The organism is Pseudomonas sp. DrBHI1 (assembly GCF_002205115.1).
Lineage (GTDB): Bacteria > Pseudomonadota > Gammaproteobacteria > Pseudomonadales > Pseudomonadaceae > Aquipseudomonas > Aquipseudomonas mosselii.
In genome coordinates this window covers 25,113-43,699 of record NZ_NIBE01000026.1, presented here as the reverse complement: position 1 = coordinate 43,699, position 18,587 = coordinate 25,113, and the positions used below count along the sequence as shown (strand labels likewise).

13 protein-coding genes, 1 pseudogene and 1 riboswitch are annotated in these 18,587 nt (G+C 65.6%); of the genes and pseudogenes, 10 read left to right on the top strand and 4 right to left on the bottom strand.

Annotation, left to right across the window (positions count from 1 at the left end):
• The first annotated feature begins 6 nt into the window (after positions 1 to 6).
• The 3 genes from CC207_RS04175 (at position 7) to CC207_RS04165 (ending at position 2,336) form a co-directional block, all read left to right on the top strand.
• Entirely contained in the window at positions 7 to 822 is an 816-nt protein-coding gene (locus CC207_RS04175) for a zinc-dependent peptidase (RefSeq protein WP_028690315.1), read from the top strand.
• Between the two features lie 92 nt (positions 823 to 914).
• The gene (gene ppa / locus CC207_RS04170) at positions 915 to 1,442 is read left to right on the top strand and encodes an inorganic diphosphatase (RefSeq protein WP_028690314.1); all 528 of its coding nucleotides are present in this window, start codon (positions 915 to 917) and stop codon (positions 1,440 to 1,442) included.
• 195 nt (positions 1,443 to 1,637) lie between these two features.
• The gene (locus tag CC207_RS04165) at positions 1,638 to 2,336 is read left to right on the top strand and encodes a S24 family peptidase (protein WP_069016297.1); all 699 of its coding nucleotides are present in this window, start codon (positions 1,638 to 1,640) and stop codon (positions 2,334 to 2,336) included.
• Positions 2,337 to 2,584: 248 nt separating this feature from the next.
• On the opposite strand, the gene CC207_RS04160 is transcribed toward CC207_RS04165, so the two are convergent.
• Entirely contained in the window at positions 2,585 to 5,515 is a 2,931-nt protein-coding gene (locus CC207_RS04160) for a TonB-dependent receptor (protein WP_178080950.1), read from the bottom strand.
• Between the two features lie 170 nt (positions 5,516 to 5,685).
• Between CC207_RS04160 and CC207_RS04155 the strand changes: the two genes are divergently transcribed.
• The 6 genes from CC207_RS04155 to CC207_RS04130 all read left to right on the top strand — a co-directional run bounded on the left by CC207_RS04155 (position 5,686) and on the right by CC207_RS04130 (position 12,568).
• Complete coding sequence (locus CC207_RS04155) at positions 5,686 to 6,225, top strand: sigma-70 family RNA polymerase sigma factor (RefSeq protein WP_028690300.1); 540 nt, start codon at positions 5,686 to 5,688, stop codon at positions 6,223 to 6,225.
• A complete protein-coding gene (locus CC207_RS04150) occupies positions 6,218 to 7,150 on the top strand; it encodes a FecR family protein (RefSeq protein ID WP_028690299.1) in 933 nt (310 codons plus the stop codon). Before CC207_RS04155 ends, CC207_RS04150 begins: the two co-directional genes overlap by 8 nt.
• 116 nt (positions 7,151 to 7,266) lie before the next feature.
• Positions 7,267 to 7,959 carry a response regulator transcription factor gene (locus CC207_RS04145; protein WP_028690298.1) on the top strand — a complete coding sequence of 231 codons (693 nt, stop codon included), beginning with the start codon at positions 7,267 to 7,269 and terminating at the stop codon, positions 7,957 to 7,959.
• Positions 7,959 to 9,296: a sensor histidine kinase gene (locus tag CC207_RS04140; protein ID WP_088851636.1), complete on the top strand. Its 1,338-nt coding sequence runs from the start codon at positions 7,959 to 7,961 to the stop codon at positions 9,294 to 9,296. The genes CC207_RS04145 and CC207_RS04140 overlap by 1 nt, the downstream gene beginning before the upstream one ends.
• Before the next feature lie 83 nt (positions 9,297 to 9,379).
• Positions 9,380 to 11,608, top strand: coding sequence for a TonB-dependent siderophore receptor (locus CC207_RS04135; RefSeq protein WP_088851635.1), 2,229 nt, complete (start codon positions 9,380 to 9,382; stop codon positions 11,606 to 11,608).
• A 69-nt stretch (positions 11,609 to 11,677) separates the two neighbouring features.
• Positions 11,678 to 12,568 (top strand): alpha/beta hydrolase, encoded by an 891-nt coding sequence (locus tag CC207_RS04130; protein WP_088851634.1) that lies wholly within the window; start codon positions 11,678 to 11,680, stop codon positions 12,566 to 12,568.
• A 4-nt stretch (positions 12,569 to 12,572) separates the two neighbouring features.
• Here CC207_RS04130 and CC207_RS04125 read toward each other — a convergent pair whose 3' ends face one another.
• The 3 genes and pseudogenes from CC207_RS04125 to CC207_RS28230 all read right to left on the bottom strand — a co-directional run.
• Positions 12,573 to 13,370, bottom strand: a complete 798-nt coding sequence (locus tag CC207_RS04125) for a nucleotidyltransferase domain-containing protein (protein ID WP_028690294.1) — start codon at positions 13,368 to 13,370, stop codon at positions 12,573 to 12,575.
• 39 nt (positions 13,371 to 13,409) lie between these two features.
• The gene (locus CC207_RS04120; protein ID WP_028690293.1) at positions 13,410 to 14,615 is read right to left on the bottom strand and encodes an RtcB family protein; all 1,206 of its coding nucleotides are present in this window, start codon (positions 14,613 to 14,615) and stop codon (positions 13,410 to 13,412) included.
• Between the two features lie 39 nt (positions 14,616 to 14,654).
• Positions 14,655 to 15,563 (bottom strand): annotated as a pseudogene (locus CC207_RS28230) (slipin family protein); the annotation flags it as partial.
• Positions 15,564 to 16,789: 1,226 nt separating this feature from the next.
• Here CC207_RS28230 and rtcR point away from each other — a divergent pair.
• On the top strand, positions 16,790 to 18,373 hold the full coding sequence (gene rtcR, locus CC207_RS04110; protein ID WP_088851633.1) for an RNA repair transcriptional activator RtcR: 1,584 nt from the start codon (positions 16,790 to 16,792) through the stop codon (positions 18,371 to 18,373).
• A 36-nt stretch (positions 18,374 to 18,409) separates the two neighbouring features.
• Positions 18,410 to 18,551, top strand: a riboswitch (FMN riboswitch).
• Positions 18,552 to 18,587 lie beyond the last annotated feature (36 nt).

The following is an 18,587-nucleotide window of genomic DNA, read 5'->3' as shown; positions in this document are numbered from 1 at the left end:
CGGCGCATGTGGTCGTTCAGCGCCTGGCGCCGCCGGCGCACCCTGGCCCGCTATCCAGTCGATCCGCACATGTGGCAGGTGATCCGCGATCGCCTGCCGCTGCTGGACGGCATCAGCGACGATGAAGACCGCTGGCTGCGTGAAGCCAGCGTGCTGTTCCTGCACGACAAACACCTGACCACCCTGCCGGGCGTCGAGCTGGACGACGAGCAGCGCCTGTTCCTCGCCGCCCAGGCCCAACTGCCGCTGCTGCACCTGGGCGAGTTGAACTGGTACCAGGGCTTCCACGAGATCATCCTCTACCCCGACGATTTCAAGAGCCCCCAGCGCCATCGCGACGCCAGCGGCGTCGAACATGTCTGGGACGCCGAGCACAGCGGCGAGGCCTGGCAGCAGGGCCCGGTGATCCTGGCCTGGCCCGGCGTGCTGGCCAGCGGCGGCTGGGAAGCCTACAACCTGGTGATCCACGAACTGGCGCACAAGCTGGACATGCTCAACGGCGATGCCAACGGCCTGCCGCCGCTGCACCACGGCATGCGTGTCGAAGACTGGGCCCAGGCCATGCAACAGGCCTATGACGCGATGAATCGCCAGCTCGATGCCGACCCGGACGCCGAAACGGCCATCGACCCCTACGCCGCGGAAAACCCGGCCGAATTCTTCGCCGTTACCAGCGAATACTTCTTCAGCGCCCCCGACCTGCTGCACCAGGCCTGGCCGCAGGTCTACCAGCAGCTGACGCTGTTCTACCGCCAGGACCCGCTCGAGCGCCTGACGCGCCTGCAGGCCGAACACCCGGACTACCGGGAACGCCACGCCTGAACGCCCGCACATCAGGCCGGGCGTGGCACCCACCGTGGGAATATGCCTATAATCGCCGCCACTTTTTTGATCAAACACGGGGGCATTGCCCAATGAGCTACAGCAAGATTCCAGCCGGCAAAGACCTGCCGAACGACATCTACGTCGCCATCGAAATCCCGGCCAACCACGCGCCGATCAAGTACGAGATCGACAAGGACAGCGATGCCCTGTTCGTCGACCGTTTCATGGCCACCCCGATGTTCTACCCGGCCAACTACGGCTACATCCCCAACACCCTGGCCGACGACGGTGATCCGCTGGACGTGCTGGTCGTGACCCCGTACCCGGTCGCTCCAGGCTCGGTGATCCGCGCCCGTCCGGTCGGCGTGCTGAACATGACCGACGACGGCGGCGGCGACGCCAAGGTCATCGCCGTACCGCACGACAAGCTGAGCCAGCTGTACGTCGACGTGAAGGAATACACCGACCTGCCAGCCCTGCTGATCCAGCAGATCGAACACTTCTTCGCGAACTACAAGGATCTCGAGAAGGGCAAGTGGGTCAAGATCGAAGGTTGGGAAGGCGCCGACGCCGCCCGCGCCGCGATCACCAAATCGGTCGCTGCCTACAAGGGCTGAGCCTGAAACACGAAAAGCCCTGCTTCTGCAGGGTTTTTTGTGGGCGCTCGCCAAGAGAATCAACCATCACCCAAACATAAAACGAAACTTCTCACCTAGTCCTAGGCACCACCCTACAAACCGCCATTTTTCCTACAAACTCCCTCGACATCGGGTTGATTTCCACACCGTTCGAGGGCCTATAGACTCGGCACCATGAAAACATCCGGTGACCGTCTCAAAGCCCTCCTGCTGGAGTGCAACCTGACCCCCTCCGACTTTGCCGCACAGCGCAAAGTTACACCGCAACACGTCAACAACTGGTTCAAGCGCGGCGTGCCCCAGGCCCGGCTCGATGAAATCGCCGACCTGTTTTGCGTACGCAGGCGCTGGCTGCGCAGTGGCGAGGGAGCGAAACATCCGACGCCACTGGCCCCCGCATCACCGGCAACGCCAAACCTGGCCCTGCCGCCGCCGCTGCAAGCCCTTGACACAGATCTGCTCCACCTGCCATTGCACCAGGTACGGGAAGGCAAACTGATAGCCGTGCCAGGGCACTACCAGCCAATACCCCGGCGAGCCCTGGAGTGCGTGCAGGTCAGCGCCGAAATGGCCATCTGCCTCGGCATGCCGGGCAACAACATGACACCGCTGCTGCCCCAGGGCGCCCTGTTGGCCATCGACCGCGACTGCACCCGGGTGGTCGACGGCGAATGCTACGCCCTGCTGCACAACGGCCGCCTGCGGGTACAGCACCTCACCCTTGGCCACAACGGCACGCTGTGCCTGCACAGCCATGACCGTCTCAACCACCCCAGCGAACGCTATACGGCCTATCAGCGCCGGGTGCAGAACGTGGAAATCCTCGGCTGGGTGTTCTGGTGGTCAAGCCTGCGCCCGGCACGCCCCGCCTGAAGCACCTCACTTTTTGCTGGGCATGTGTCGCACACACGGGTATGCTACGCCGCACATCATGCCCCCTGATGGTGCAAGCCGCATTCCAGAGGGCCTGGCGACGCCTCACACAGCCGTCCGCCATCTTTTTCAGGCCATGTTGCCAACCGTTTAAGGCGGTTGCGGCTTATCAAAAATGAGCCAAGACCGTCCCCGAGAAGCCGGCCACAAGCCGGCTTTTTAATGCCTGCCGAACAGCCGCGCGCCCCTCAGAAACGCGCCACCATCCCCACCCGCCAGGTCCGCCCCGGTGCAGGCATGAAGCTCTGCGCCAGCGGGTCCAGGTAGTAACGATCCGTCAGGTTCTGCACCGACACATTCAGCTCGGTGTGCTCCAGCAGCTTGTACTTGAGGAACAGGTCGAACAACGCCACCGAGCGGTAGTCGATCTGCGGCGTGGTCGCGCCGGTCTGCCAGGGCTTATCCATCTGCGCGGTGGGCCCCGAGCTGTAGGTCATGCGCCCGCCCACGGTCAGTGCCTCGTCGAAGAAACGCATCCCGCCGAGCAGGTTGGCCGAGAAGCGCGGCGGGTTCTGGGTGTTGGTGTACGAACCCATGTAGCTGCCCGACGTGCAGTCCGGGGTGTCGTGGGTGCGCTGATACCGATTGGCGCTGGCGCGTAGCTTGGCGGCGAAGGCCGCGTCGCAGGTCTCGGTCATCAGGTAGTAGGTGGCCGAAAGGTCGGCGAACACGCGCCCGGCATCGTAGTGCGACTGCAGTTCCAGGCCACGGGTATGGAAGCTGTCGGTGTTGCTGAAGGTCATCTGGCCCCACAGGCCTGGGCTCGGGTCGTAGTAACGAGTGATGTAGTTCTTGATGTCGTTGTCGAACCAGGCCAGCTTGGCCGACGCCTCGTCGCCGGCGATCAGCAGGTCGCTGCGCAAGGCGCTCACCCCCACTTCCCAGCTGCGCGAGCGCTCGGGCTTGAGGTGCTTGCCCGGGGTGACCTGCTGGGTGCCCTGGCTGGTCTCGAACAGCGACGGCAGGCGCAGGCCTTCGGTGTAGGAGGCATAGACGAAGGTGTCCGGGAGGAACTCGACATTGATACCGAAGGCCGGTGCGAAGCCACCGCCGCGGCTTTTGCCCTGCGGGGTATAGTCGTAGCCGGTGACCACGTTGCTGATGCCTTCGGGGTGGACCTCCACGTTGGTCGCGCCGGACTCGTTGAACGGCACGCCATTGAACGGCTCGTTGCTGTTCTCGAAGACGATGCCGTTGTTCAGGCGTGGATCGGTGGCGTCGGTGTACTGGCCGTTCTGGTCGGGGAACCACATCATGCTGCCCCAGTGCCCCGGGCTGCTGGCGGTGATCCAGCGCATTTCCCGCTCCTCGCGGCGCGCCTCGGCCAGCACGGTGTTGTCCTTGGTCTGGTAGTGGGCATAGCGACCGCCGCCCCACAGCGTCAGCGTTTCAGTGGGCTTGAATTCCAGGTTGCCGTTGAAGCTGAACTCCTGGCGCGACGCGTCACGCAGCATGCGGTTGGCGTTGATGTCATGCTGGGTGGAGACCACGCTCTTCTGCGGCTGCAGGTCTTCGAGCTGGAAGGCACCGCCCAGGTCGAGCTTGAAATCGCCATGGGCCGTGGTGAAGCGCGAAACGTTGTTCAGGTCGCCGCCGATGCGGCGATTGTCCTGGCGGGACCAGGCGCGGTCGGTACGGTACAGCTGCGACTTGGGCGCCATCCAGGCCGCGCTCAAGGTACTGGTCTTCGAGTCGGTCAGCCACAGCCTGCTGGTGAGGTCTACCCACGGATTGCCTTCGGGCAGGTAGTGATAGCGGGCGGTGTAGGTGTCGATCCGGATTTCGCTGGTGGGGTACTGGTAGATGCCGGCGGTACCGTAGCGGAAGATGTCCGACGGCATGATCTCGCCCATGTGTCCGTCGAACCGGCGGTAGCCCAGGTCCAGGGTATGGTCGTCGGCCAGCCGCCAACTGGTCTTGAGCAGGTAGGAGTCGGTCTCGGACGACGAATTGAGCACCTCCTCGCCGGCGTTGTAGGTGTTGGCGACGCTCGGCTGTTCGTCACCGTCGCGGTCGTAGAGCCGGTAGCGGTCCTGGCCCTTCTTGCCGGAAAAGTAGTTGCCCTGGTTGCGGTGCGCATAGGCCGCCACCAGATCGAAGCGTTCATGGGAGTAGCCGAAGGCGGCGCTGCCGGACTCGGCCTTGGAGCCGAACAGGCTGCCGCGTTGGTCGCGCGGTACCGCGCTCAGGTCCTCGTCCCTGGCGTTGCGGTTGCGGTGCTCGGGCTCCACGCCGTTGTTCCACAAGTTGCCGGTCAGGCGCACGCCGACATCCTTGCCATCGACCAGGATGTCCTCGACGCCGATGGTCTTCATCTCCACAGAGCCGCCGATCGCTCCCGAGCGGGTGCTGGGGCCCTTGTTCACGGTGACGCTGCTGATCAGGTCGGGGTCGATGTAGCTGCGCTGCTGGGTACCGCCGTAGCCCCGGTAGACATCCACCGCCTGCTCCGAGCCATCGACCCTGACCGCCACCCGGCTCTGCCCCTGGATGCCGCGGATGTTGACGTCCAGCGCGCCACCGTTGCGGCTGTCGCCCATCTGCACGCCGGCCACGCCCTTGAGCATGTCGCCCACCGAAACGGTGCTAAAGCGGTCGAGGTCTTCGCGCGACAGGTGCACCGTAGAGCGCGGCGCGCGGTAGGTGTCGCGCTGCGGGTCAACCAGCTCGCTGGCCGCGACCATGGTCGGCGTCAATTCCGTCGCTGTCGCCGATGCCTGGGCCTGTGGGATGAGGATGTACGCGCCCCGCGCGTTCGGCAGCAGTTGCAGGCCGCTGTTGGCCAGCAGCCGCCGGGCCCCTTCCTGCACGGTATAGCGCCCCTTGAGCGCCGGAGCCGCGCGGCCGCGGGTCAGCTCGGGGTCATAGGACAACAGCAGGCCCGATTGGCTGGCGAACACGCCCAACGCGGTGCCCAGCGGCCCCTGGGCGATGTCGTAGTCGCGCGGCGTGGCATCGTCGAGCCGGGTGGACGCCACGGCCGGGGACTCGGCGGCCTGGGCCAGGGTCGAAGCCGTGCCCATCAGGCAGCCGAGCATCGCGCAACGCACGGCGAAGCTGATCGGGGACAAGTGTTGCGAAGGACGCGAAACAGGGGAAAGCCGACGAATTGCGGGCATGCTTTTCTCGCTCGTGAGGTCAGTGCCCGGCACTCGATGCGGGCTTGCACCCCTTCTGTCGCATGACGGCGAAAAAGGTATATGCGTGCGATTCGCATTTTCACTTGATCTTGTGATTTAACCAAATCTAGTGATAATTGTTTGCATTTGCGCCCTGACGCCTCCCAGCCATGACCCTTTTCAAGTCCCCGCCGCGGCCCGCCAAGCACTGCGCCGTCACCACGCTGTATATCGAGCACCACGCCTGGTTGCGCGGCTGGCTGGCGTACCGGTTGCGCTCCTGGGGGCGCGGTGTGGCCGACGATCTGGCCCAGGACATCTTCGTGCGCTTGCTCGCCAGCCGCGACAGCAACCAGCCCGACACCCTGCGCCAGCCGCGCGCCTACCTGACACGCATCGCCAACTGCGTGCTGGTCAGCTGGCGCCGCCGCCATTCGCTGGAGCAGGCCTGGCTCGAAGCGCTGGCGCTGGTGCCCGAGGCGCTGCAGCCGTCGCCCGAGCAGCAGAGCGTCATCCTCGAGACCCTGCATGAGATCGACGCGGTGCTCGACAGCCTGCGCCCACGGGTCAGGCAGGCGTTCCTGATGGCCAGCCTGGACGGCATGAAACAGAAAGACATTGCCCAGGCCCTGAATATCGCGCTGCCAACGGTGAAGAAGTACATCCACGAGGGCTACATGGCCTGCCTGAGCCAGATGCCCGATGAGTGACCAACCCGCCATTGCCCAGGCCGTGCTCGCCAAGGCCGCCGCCTGGCTGCTGCTGATGCAGGAAGGCCCGCTGACGCCAGCGCAACAGCTCGAGCTGGAACGCTGGCGGCGCCGCGACCCGGACCACGAACGCGCCTGGAAGCGCGCCGAGCGCCTGCTGACGCGCCTCGGCACCCTGCCACCGACCCTTGCCCGGCAGACACTCGTTCGCCCGCAGGACAGCAGCCGTCGCACCGTGCTGCGTGGCCTGCTGGTGCTGATCGGCGCGGCCCCGCTGGGCTGGTGGGTATGGCGGCAGACCCAGGAGGGTATCGACTACCAGACCGCAGTGGGCGAGCGCCGCGAACTGCTGCTGAGCGATGGCACCCAGGTCACTCTAAACAGCCACAGCGAGCTGCGAGTGGCGTATTCGGCCGAGGAGCGCCTGCTGCACCTGCGCCGTGGCGAGGCGTACATCGTCACCGCCGCGGACCCGTCGCGGCCGTTGCAGGTGCGGAGCGAACATGGCCTGATGCAGGCGCTGGGCACCCGCTTCAGCGTGCGCCAACGCCCTCGCGAGACTCAGCTCGCGGTCTATGAAGGCGCCGTGCGCGTCACCCCCGAGGCCGGCAGTGCCACCGTCATCCACGCAGGCTCGCAGGTGCGCTTCGACCGCGACCGGCTCGGCCTGGTGGAAATCGCCCGCGACACCCAGCTGGCCTGGCGCAATGGCTTGCTGGTGGTCGACGACATGCCGCTGTTGCAGTGGGCCCAGGAATTGATGCGCTACAGCGACCAGCGTCTGGTCTGCGACCCGGCCGTGGCCGAGTTGCGGGTCTCCGGCAGCTTCCCGGTCGATGACCTGCCTCTGGCCTTGGCCATGCTGAGCGAGAGCCATGGCCTGCGCGCGCGCGGCGAAGCTGGCGGGATGTTCATCAGTCGCTGAAACAGGGGCCAAAGGCCTCAACCACGCGACGAAATGCCAGCATCCGGCCATTGCCCCGGCACCATCGCCAATGGGATGATTCGTATTTGCAACGAATTCTCATCAAGGTCATGCCCGTGCCCCCCAAGCTCCTCCTCGCCGAAGACGACCCGCGCCTGCGCCAGGACCTGGAACAGCACTTCATGCGCCGTGGCTTCAGCGTCCGGACCTGCGAGAACGGCACCCAGGCATTGAACACGATGCAGCAGGCCCCCTTCGACCTGCTACTGCTGGACATCATGCTTCCCGGCATCGATGGCCTGAGCCTGCTCGACGAACTGCGCCGGCACCAGGCGGTACCGGTAATGCTGATGTCGGCCCTGGGCGCCGAGCAGGACCGCATCAGCGGCTTCACCCGCGGCGCCGACGACTACCTGCCCAAGCCCTTCAGCCTGGCCGAACTGGATGCCCGGATCGATGCGCTGCTGCGCCGGGTGGCGCTGGACCGGCGCCCGTCCATGCCACGCAATGCCTGCACGCTGACCTTCGATACCGCCAACCATGATGTCGCCCAGCATGGCCAGAGTGCCGGGCTGACCGGTTCCGAATACCGCTTGCTGGTGACCCTGCAAGCCCATCCCGGCGAGGCGCTGAGCAAGGCATTTCTGTACCAGAGCGTCCTGCACCGGGCCTATACCCGCCTCGACCGCGGCCTGGATGTGCATGTGTGCAACCTGCGCCGCAAGCTCGCCGCCATCGGCGCCAGCCACCTGGAAATCCAGGCCGTGCGCGGCCAGGGCTATATCCTGGTCGATGCGGGCAACACCTGATGCGCCGTCATCCGCTGCTGTGGAAACTGGCGCTGTTGCAGGTGTGCTTCTGCCTGCTGCTGACCTGGCTGATCTGGACCTGGGGCCTGTCGGTCGAACGCAGCACCTACTTCCTGGCCCCCGCCGACCGGGTGTTCCTCGCCGGCTTCGCCGAACAGGCCGAGCAGGCCTGGCGCGCGGAAGGTGCCGATGGCGTGGAACGCTTGCGCCGTCGGCTCGAAGCCGATGAGAACACCTGGGTCGCCATCATCGGCCCTCATCTGCAAAGCCTAGGCACTACCGCGCTGAGCGCTGATGAAGCCAGCCGCCTGACCTTCATGCGCAAACTCGACTGGCCGATGAGCCGGCGCCTGCAGGACGAGCTGCCATACGTGAGCATTGCCTTCCCCGAACACCCCGAGGACGGCCGCCTGGTCATCCAGCTCCCCGAACACCTGCTGCCCACCGGCCTGACACCCTGGACCCACGTAGTCACCCACGGCGTGGCCCCCGCCCTGCTCGCCCTGTTGCTGGGCCTGGCGCTGTACCGCCATCTGGTCGTGCCACTCAATCGCCTTCGCGACCGCGCCGACGCCCTGCGGGCTGATGACCTGGATGGCCCCAGGCTGCCCCTGCAGGAACGCCGCGACGAACTGGGCGAGCTGGCCCAGGCCTTCGAGCACATGGCCGTGCGCCTGCGCAAAAGCCTCGACCAGCAACGCCTGCTGCTACGTACCCTGTCCCATGAACTGCGCACGCCGCTGGCGCGCCTGCGCATCGCCCACGACAGCGAATTGCCGGCGGAGCAACTGCGACAGCGCCTGGACCGCGAGGTGGACGACATGCAGAAACTGCTGGAGGACACCCTCGATCTGGCCTGGCTGGACACCGAGCAACCGCAACTGGCGACCGAGCCGGTACTGGTGCTCTCGGTCTGGGAGGCGCTGGTCCAGGACAGCTGCTTCGAAAGCGGCTGGCCGGTCGAACGGCTGCCCTGCTCACTCGGCCTCGACTGCCAGGTGCAGGCGCACCTGGACAGCCTGGCCCAGGCCTTGGAAAACCTGCTGCGCAACGCCATCCGCCATTCGCCCGCCATTGGCCGAGTCGGCCTGGACGGTTGCCGCGAGGGCGCCTTCTGGCACCTGTGCCTGCGCGACCAAGGGCCCGGAGTACCAGAGGATGAACTCGAGCAGATCTTCCAGCCCTACCGCCGCCTGCCCGGCAGCGGCGCCGGCTTCGGCCTGGGCCTGGCCATCGCCCGGCGCGCCATCGAGCTGCAGGGCGGGCGCCTGTGGGCGAGCAATGGGCATCCTGGCCTGTGCCTGCACCTACTGTTGCCGGCAAGCGAAAGTGTTTAGAAAGTTAATGCGCTTTACTCTCAAATACGATTTATTAGCATCTGTGATTTCTTGAATTCAGCCCGCCGTGCCGGAGATCACACATGTCGCCCCGCCCGCTTCCTCTCGCCCCCTTCCTGCTGCTGTCCAGCTGCCTGCTGAGCAGCGCCGTGCAGGCCGCCAACCAGCCAGAACCGATCGTGCTGGAAAGCCAGAACGTAGTGGCCACCGCCCTGGAGGAGACCAAGCAGGCGCCGGGTGTGTCGGTCATCACCGCCGAGGACATCCAGAAACGCCCACCGGCCAACGACCTGTCGCAGATCATCCGCACCATGCCGGGGGTCAACCTGACCGGCAACTCCACCAGCGGCCAGCGCGGCAACAACCGGCAGATCGATATCCGCGGCATGGGGCCGGAGAACACCCTGATCCTGGTCGACGGCAAGCCGGTCAGCAGCCGCAGCTCGGTGCGATACGGCTGGCGCGGCGAACGCGACTCGCGCGGCGACACCAACTGGGTGCCGGCCGACCAGGTCGAGCGCATCGAGGTGATCCGCGGCCCGGCGGCGGCACGCTACGGCTCCGGCGCCATGGGCGGGGTGATCAACATCATCACCAAGCAACCGACGGGCGAAACCCACGGCAACATGACCGTGTACCAGAACTTCCCGCAGCACGGTGACGAAGGCGCCACCAAACGCGTGAGCTTCGGCCTCAACGGCCCACTGACCGACACCCTGAGCTACCGCGTCTACGGCAACGTGGCCAAGACCGACGCGGACGACTGGGACATCAACGCCGGCCACCAGTCAGCGCGCACCGGCACACAGGCCGGGACCTTGCCCGCCGGCCGCGAAGGCGTGCGCAACAAGGACCTCAACGGCCTGCTGAGCTGGCGCCTGACGCCGGAGCAGACCCTGGAGCTCGAAGCCGGCTTCAGCCGCCAGGGCAACCTGTACGCGGGCGATACGCAGAACACCAACTCCAACGCCAACGTCAAAAGCATGCTTGGCAAGGAGACCAACATTCTTTACCGCGAGAACTTCGCCATCACCCACCGTGGCGATTGGGACTTCGGCAGCAGCATGGCCTTCCTGCAATACGAGAAGACCCGCAACCAGCGCATCAACGAAGGCCTGGCCGGCGGCACCGAAGGCATCTTCAGCAACACCGACTTCTACACATCGACGCTGCGCGACCTGACCGCCCACGGTGAGCTCAACCTGCCACTGCACGCCTGGCGCGACCAGACCCTGACCCTGGGCAGCGAGTGGAGCCAGCAGAAACTGGACGACCCCAGCGCCAACACCCAGACCACCAGCGAAGGCGGCAGCGTGCCCGGCCTGGCCAGCAGCGGCCGCAGCACCAGCAGCCAGGCGCAGATCTTCTCGCTGTTCGCCGAGGACAACATCGAACTGCTGCCCGGCACCATGCTCACTCCGGCGCTGCGCTTCGATCACCACAGCATCGTCGGCGACAACTGGAGCCCGTCGCTCAATCTGTCCCACGCGCTGAGCGACACCCTGACGCTCAAGGCCGGCATCGCCCGCGCCTACAAGGCGCCGAACCTGTACCAGCTCAACCCCGACTACCTGCTCTACAGCCGTGGCCAGGGCTGCTACGGGCAGAGCACCAGCTGCTACCTGCAGGGCAACGCGCACCTGGAAGCCGAGACCAGCGTCAACAAGGAACTGGGCATCGAGTTCCAGGACAACGGCTGGGTCGCCGGCCTGACGTACTTTCGCAACGACTACAAGAACAAGATCGACTCTGGCCTGAGCGGCATCGGACAGGCATCCGGCGGCGTCGGCGCCAACGCCAACGCCACCCTCTACCAGTGGGAGAACATCCCCAAGGCGTTGGTCGAGGGCCTCGAGGGTACCCTGACCATCCCGCTGAGCGAACAGCTGAAGTGGAGCAACAACTTCACCTACATGCTGCAGTCGAAGAACAAGACCACTGGCGAGACCCTGTCGGTGACCCCGGCCTACACCCTCAATTCGATGCTCGACTGGCAAGCCGCCGATGAACTGTCGCTGCAGCTGAGCGTGGCCTGGTACGGCAAGCAGACACCGAAGAAGTACGACTACCAGGGCAAGCGGGTCACCGGCACCGCCAACGACCAGGTGGCCCCTTACGCCCTGGTCGGCGCCAGCGGCACCTATGCGCTCACTAAAAACCTGAGCGTGACCGCCGGCATCGACAACCTGTTCGACAAACGCCTGTACCGGGCCGGCAACGCCCAGGCGGTGAACGGTATCGAGGGCGCGGGCGCGGCCACCTACAACGAACCCGGGCGCACCTTCTACACCAGCCTGACCGCCTCCTTCTGAACACGTGCCGCCGTTGCATCCGACGATGCCGCGGCGGCCTGTCAATGGATGACCTCACGAGAACGCCCGATGAAGATCCTTACCCTTGTCCTGGCACTGGTGCTGAGCGGTTCGGCCCTGGCCCAGCCGCAACCCGAGCAGAAGATGGACACGACCCTGCTGCAGCGCCAGGACCTGGCCTATCGCTTCAGCCACCTCGACCTGGATTCGCGCGACGGCCAGCGCCATTACCGCCTGTGGATCGGCCAGCCCCGGCGCCCGGCCCCCGCCAGCGGTTACCCGGTGCTATGGATGCTCGACGGCAACGCCGCCATCAGCGCCCTTGAGCCAGAGCAACTGCAGGCGCTGGCCGGCGGCCAGGCACCGCTGCTGGTCGCCATCGGTTACCAGACTGACCAACGCATCGAGCGTGCCGCCCGTACCTACGACTACACCCCCGTGGTGCCCGGGCTGGCCGAGCAACGCGATCCCCTGACCGGCCAGGCCAGCGGTGGCGCCGATGAATTCCTCGATCTGCTGGAGCAACGCATGCGTCCGATGGTCGCCGCTGTGGCGCCCGTCGACCCGCAACGACAGACACTTTGGGGCCACTCCTATGGCGGGCTGTTGACGCTGCACACACTGTTCACCCGCCCGCGGCTGTTCAGCGACTATGCGGCGGCCAGCCCATCGTTATGGTGGAACGACGGCGCCATCGTGGCCGAGATGCAAGGGTTGCAGGAGCGGCTGGGCAGCCACCAGCCTAGCCTGCTGCTGATGCGCGGCACGCGGGAACCGGCCAACCCCCGAGGGCCGCTGCAGGGCGATGTGCAACGACCTGCCCGGACGCTGGTGGCCAGTCTGGCCGGAGTGAAGGGATTGTCAGCGACTTTCCAGCCATTCGACGGCCTGGACCACGGGCCAATGCTGCCGGCCTCGCTGTGGTTCGTGATGGACAGGATGTCCAAGTCGGCTCAGTGAGCCGTCATCCAGCCTGGCGCACGGTGTCCCGCAGAAAATCATCCAGCAACCCGGTGTCCCCCCTCGTCACCGGTACTTCCCGCGCCTCTCCTGCCCGCGCCAGCTCGGCCTCGATGAACCCATGCAATACCTCATCCCGCGGTCCGTGCTCGGCCTCGCCGCTGCGGCGCTTCACAACCAGCAGCGCGTCGATCGCCGCCTGCAGTCGCGGGTCATCGACGGTACGCGCCATCAACGCGGCGAACGCCGTCGGCGGCATGCCCAGTCCCTGGTCGATCCAGCGCACCGCCAGCAACGGTCGCAGCACATACAGGTACTTCTTGAAACGCACCGTCTCGCCCATCAGGTAGCCGCGCAGGTTCTTGCGTGCCATCGACAGGTAGTGGTGGCGCACGGCGCGCGGCGAGTAGAAAGCCTCGCCCAGCTCGCGCAAACGCCCGGTAGCTTCGGCGTCGGCGCGGTACACCAGCGGCGAGCCCAGCCACTCGAGCAAGCTCGGGTTGGCGCCGCGCATCAGGCGCAGGGCCTTGCGCAGCTCCCAACCGCTGATGTCCAGTTCGTCGCAGAGCGGCCGCTCGATCACATCGCGAGGCTCGTCCACCCGCAAGTACCAGTCGTTGCGCGGCACGTAGACAAAGCGCACATCATAATCGCTGTCCGGCGAAGCGAAGCCCCAGGCACGGCTGCCGGACTCGCAGGCATAGAGCACATTCACCTCGTGCTCGCGCTCGATACGTTGCAATTCATCGAGCACCCGGGCATGCATGGCCTCGGGCAATGGGTGGGGGTCGTCCTGATACATGTCTTCGTTCCTTGTACAGGGCGCCATAGGGCGCCCATTTCAACCTTTCACGCACACCACCTGACGCAGGGTATGCACCACTTCGACCAACTCCCGCTGGGCCTGCATCACCGCATCGATGTCCTTGTAGGCCATCGGGATCTCGTCGATCACATCCTTGTCCTTGCGGCACTCCACATGGGCGGTGGCACGCTGCTGGTCCTCGACGGTGAAGCGGCTCTTGGCCTTGGTACGGCTCATCACCCGGCCCGCCCCGTGGCTGCACGAACAGAACGCCTCCTCGTTGCCCAGACCACGGACGATGAAGCTCTTGGCTCCCATGGAGCCGGGGATAATGCCCAGCTGGCCCTTCTGCGCCGACACCGCGCCCTTGCGGGTCACCAGCACCTCGCGGCCGAAGTGCTGCTCCTTCTGCACATAGTTATGGTGGCAGTTGACCGCCTCGAGGCTGGCCTCGAACGGTTTGCCCAGCACCTTTCGGGTGGCGGCAACCACCGCCTGCATCATCAGCTCGCGGTTGTGCCGGGCGAAATCCTGCGCCCACTCGACCGCCTCGACATAGTCGGCGAAGTGCCGGCTGCCTTCCTCGAAATACGCCAGGTCCCGGTCCGGCAGGTTGACCATGTGCTGGCGCATGTCGGCCTGGGCCAGTTCGATGAACAGGTTGCCGATGGCGTTACCGACACCACGCGAGCCGCTGTGCAGCATGAACCAGACCCGGTCGGCCTCGTCCAGGCAGACTTCGATGAAGTGGTTGCCGCCCCCCAGTGTCCCCAGGTGCTGGCGGTTGTTGGTCTTCTCCAGCCGCGGGTGCTTGTCGGTGATCGCCTTGAAGCGCCCGGCCAGGCCGCTCCATACCTGGTCGGCCTGGTTCGGCACATTGTCCCAGGCGCCTTGGTCACGACGACCGAAGGTCTTGCCATGGGGCACGGCTTTTTCGATGGCCGTGCGCAGGCCGTGCAGGTTGTCCGGCAGGTCGCGGGCGTGCAGCGAGGTGCGTGCGGCGATCATGCCGCAGCCGATGTCCACGCCCACCGCCGCCGGAATGATCGCGCCCACGGTGGGGATCACGCTGCCGATGGTCGAGCCCTTGCCCAGGTGCACATCCGGCATCACCGCCAGGTGCTTGAAGATGAACGGCATCTTCGCCGTGTTCATCAGTTGCTTGCGGGCGTCGTCCTCGACCGGCACGCCGTCGGTCCACAGTTTGATCGGCTTGCCGCCCGCCACTTCGAGTATGTTCATTGCCTTGTTCCTTGTTGCGCTACGTCGTGTCGCAAAGGGTCAACCCGCCTTGAGGCTGACCATTCCATTCAATACCTGATCCAGACCACCGAACACCGAAATCCGGTCGATGCGCTCGGCCACCCGCTCCAGGGTTTCCAGCTCCTTCAGGCGCAGGGCCGTCGGGTTGCCTTCCATCACCTTGGCGGTGTTGAGCAGCGAACGGGTCGCCTGGGTTTCCTCACGGCGCCGGATCACGTTGGCCTGGGCGGCCTTTTCCGCCTCCACCACCTGCGCCAGCAGGGTCTTCATTTCGCCCGGCAGGATGATGTCGCGCAGCCCGAGGCTGCCCACCTCCAGGCCACTGCCCGGCAACTGCGCCTGCAGGTGCTCGGTAACGCTGTCGTCGATCAGTTGTTTGTTCTCCAACAGCTCATCGAGGGTGCGGGTACCCACCGCCGCACGCAGGCCGAACTGCAGCTCGCGGTACAGGTGCTCAACTGGCTTGCTCATCTGCCCATGGGCACCGAGCACGTCGGTATAACGCCAGTTGGCCACCAGGCTCAGGCGCAGGTTGACCTTGTCGCGGGTGAGGATCTCCTGGCCGCTCACCTCCAGCGCCTGCAGGCGGGTGTCGACCATCTCCACCGCTACCTGGCTGCCGCAGCGCCAGTAGCCATGCTGCCCGGGCTCGAGCAAACCGGCCACCACGCCGTCAATCTTCAGCACGCCGACATGAAAAGCCGGCACCAGCGCCAGCAGTACATGGTCCATGCCGGCGATTCCAGGACGATTCAGGCGGGTCACCAACTCGGCGTCCAGGCACTGGCCGTGGGTCAGGTCGATACGTTGCAGCTCGTGCCTGGCCTGGTCTTTCCAGTAGGCACGGCGGCTGTCCGGCGGCAGCACTTCGACCAGCTTGCCGTCCTCGAAGCGCAGCCCGACCTCATGCTCGCTCAGGTCCATGCACACCAGGTGCTGGTCCATGCCACGGGCGAGCAACTCCCGGACGTTGACGTCCGAAACCGGGCGACGCGTGTCCACCGTGTCCACCACCACCTGGGCGCCACAGCGCCAGAAGCCGTGCTGCCCGGCCGGCAGCAGGTCGACCACGACACCGTCGATGCGCAGCACACCGACACTGAAGGTCGGCACCGTCACCAGCAGCACGTTGTCCATGCCGGCGATTCCCGGTTTGTTCAGGCGTGCCAGCAGTTCGGCGTCCAGGCGCCGCCCCTGGGCCAGGTCGATCCGCGTCAGGCTCTGCCGGGTCGGGCCTTTCCATTGCAGGCGGCGGCTGTCGGCTGCCAGCAGTTCCTTCAACTGACCATCCTCGAAACGCAGGCCCACTTCGTTTTCGGCCATGTCCAGGGTAAGGAAATACTGCTCGACCAACGCCGGCTCATGTTGGCGCAGATAGCGCTCGAGGGGATAGTCGTGCAGCGGGGAATCCTGGGGGCAGTTCTTCAGCGTCAGCCGCCCCTGCCAATCGAAACGCTTGTACTGGCCCGGCTCGAGGATCGCCTCGAAATCGCCATCGTTCAGCAACAGGCCGTGTTCGTTCTTCTTCACTACAAAGCGCTTCAACATGTTCATCTTGCTCATCCTTTGTTCAATGTCCTTGGTTGCCGGTGGTCGCCAACCCAGCGGGCGTCGCGAGCGAAGCCTGGCGGAGTCCGGGGCCGGGAGCGTTGCTCCAGCGGCCACCCTCGTTGCGCCAAGCCCGGCCGGCGAGCCGGGTGGGCCAGCGGTGGGCCAGGCGTCCTTCGCAGTGACGGGCCGTCCTGGCCCTGCTTGCGTTGCCTGTGCCCCACCGGCGGGTGTTGCGGTTACAGCTACCTTAGGAGGGTAGTGCCGGGGCTTTGCCCGGCGAGCGTCTGCGCCAGCCTTTCCAGGGGCCCAGCGCAGCAATGACCGGTCGTTGCGGCGGCGGCATGCACGACACCGACACCTGAAGGTGGGTACGTGCACCGGCGGGGGGTTCCCCTTTCCCGAGGGCCTGCCTGGCGATGCGGTCGAGAGGGATATAGCGAGCGGCGTGCCAGGTTTTCATTTGGCATAGATAAGATTATTTAACTTATTGTTTTATATAGAGTTATTTTTATCTTATTCATTTGCACACCACTGCAAGCACTCATGGAGATTCTTTTTTTGTATATCATCGGATAGCAATTTATCTTTTAGGATAATCAAGGATGCGCAAGCCCCTCGTCGCCATCGGCTTCCTCGGTACCACCCTCGACCGCAACGGCAAGGGCGCCGCACGCTGGAACCGCTGGCGGCCAACCATCGGCCTGTGCCAGCAAGCCGACCTGCCTCTGGACCGCCTGGAACTTATCCACGGCCCCGGCGCCCGCGACCTCGGCCTGGCCGAGCGGATTCGCGCCGACATCCAGCAGGTCTCGCCCGGCACCGAAGTGCGCCTGCACCCGCTGGCGCTGCGCAACCCGTGGGACTTCGAGGAGGTCTACGGCGCCCTGCACGACTTCGCCAGCGGCTATACCTTCGACACCGAGCGCGAGGACTATCTGGTGCACATCACCACCGGTACCCACGTCGCGCAGATCTGCTGGTTCCTGCTCACCGAGGCGCGCTACCTGCCAGCGCGCCTGGTGCAGACCTCGCCCTCGCGCAAGCAGGACGAAAACAGTGACCCGGCCGGCATCGCCACCCTGATCGACCTCGACCTGTCGCGCTACGACCCGATCGCCTCGCGCTTTCGCCGCGAGCAGGTCGAGGGGCAGTCGCTGCTCAAGTCCGGCATCGCCACGCGCAACCAGGATTTCAATCGCACCATCGAACAGATCGAACGGGTCGCCCTGCGCTCGAAGGCCCCCATGCTGCTAGTCGGCCCGACCGGCGCCGGGAAGTCATTTCTGGCCCGCCGCGTCCATGAGCTCAAGCGCGGGCGCCATCAGCTGGGCGGGCGCTTCATCGAAGTGAACTGCGCCACCCTGCGCGGCGACGGTGCCATGTCGACCCTGTTCGGTCACGCCAAGGGCGCCTTCACCGGCGCCCAGAACGCCCGCGACGGCCTGCTGCGCGCCGCCGACGGAGGCATGCTGTTCCTCGACGAGATCGGTGAACTGGGCGCTGATGAGCAGGCCATGCTGCTCAAGGCCATCGAGGAAAAACGCTTCTTCCCGCTGGGCGCGGACCGCGAAGTGGAAAGCGACTTCCAGCTGATCGCCGGCACCCACCGCGACCTGCGCGCCAAGGTCGCCGACGGCTCGTTCCGCGAGGACCTGTTCGCCCGCATCAACCTGTGGACCTTCGCCCTCCCCGGCCTGGCCGAACGCCGCGAGGACATCGAGCCGAACCTCGATTTCGAACTGCAGCGCCATGCCCGCGAACAAGGGCGTCAGGTGCGTTTCAACCTCGAGGCCAAGCGCCGCTACCTGGCTTTCGCCCATGCCGGCGAGGCCCGCTGGGCCGGCAACTTCCGCGAGCTATCGGCGTCGATCACGCGCATGGCGACCCTGGCCGACAGCGGGCGTATCGATGAGGAAATGGTCGAGGAAGAGATTGCCCGGCTGCGCTATGCATGGGGCCTGGAGTCGGCCAGCGAGCCACTTTTGGCCGACCGCTCACTCGACCTGTTCGACCAGGTGCAGTTACAGGCGGTGATCGACGTCTGCCGCCGCGCACCGAGCCTGTCAGAAGCCGGGCGTCAGCTGTTCGCGGTATCGCGCCAGGAGAAGGCCAACCCCAACGACGCCGACCGCCTGCGCAAGTACCTGGCGCGCTTCGGGCTGGACTGGCAGCAACTAAAGTCGTAGGGCTTGCCAGCCCGCTGGCACAGTGCTGTATGCTTGGCCGGTCTTCAGGGCGGGGTGAAAGTCCCCACCGGCGGTAAATCGAAAGATGAGCCCGCGAGCGCCCCGGCCATGCCGGGGGTCAGCAGATCTGGTGAAATTCCAGGGCCGACGGTCATAGTCCGGATGAAAGAAGGCGTTTGGCAGGGGCCGTCCGGGCGCCCCTGCGCGCGCATTT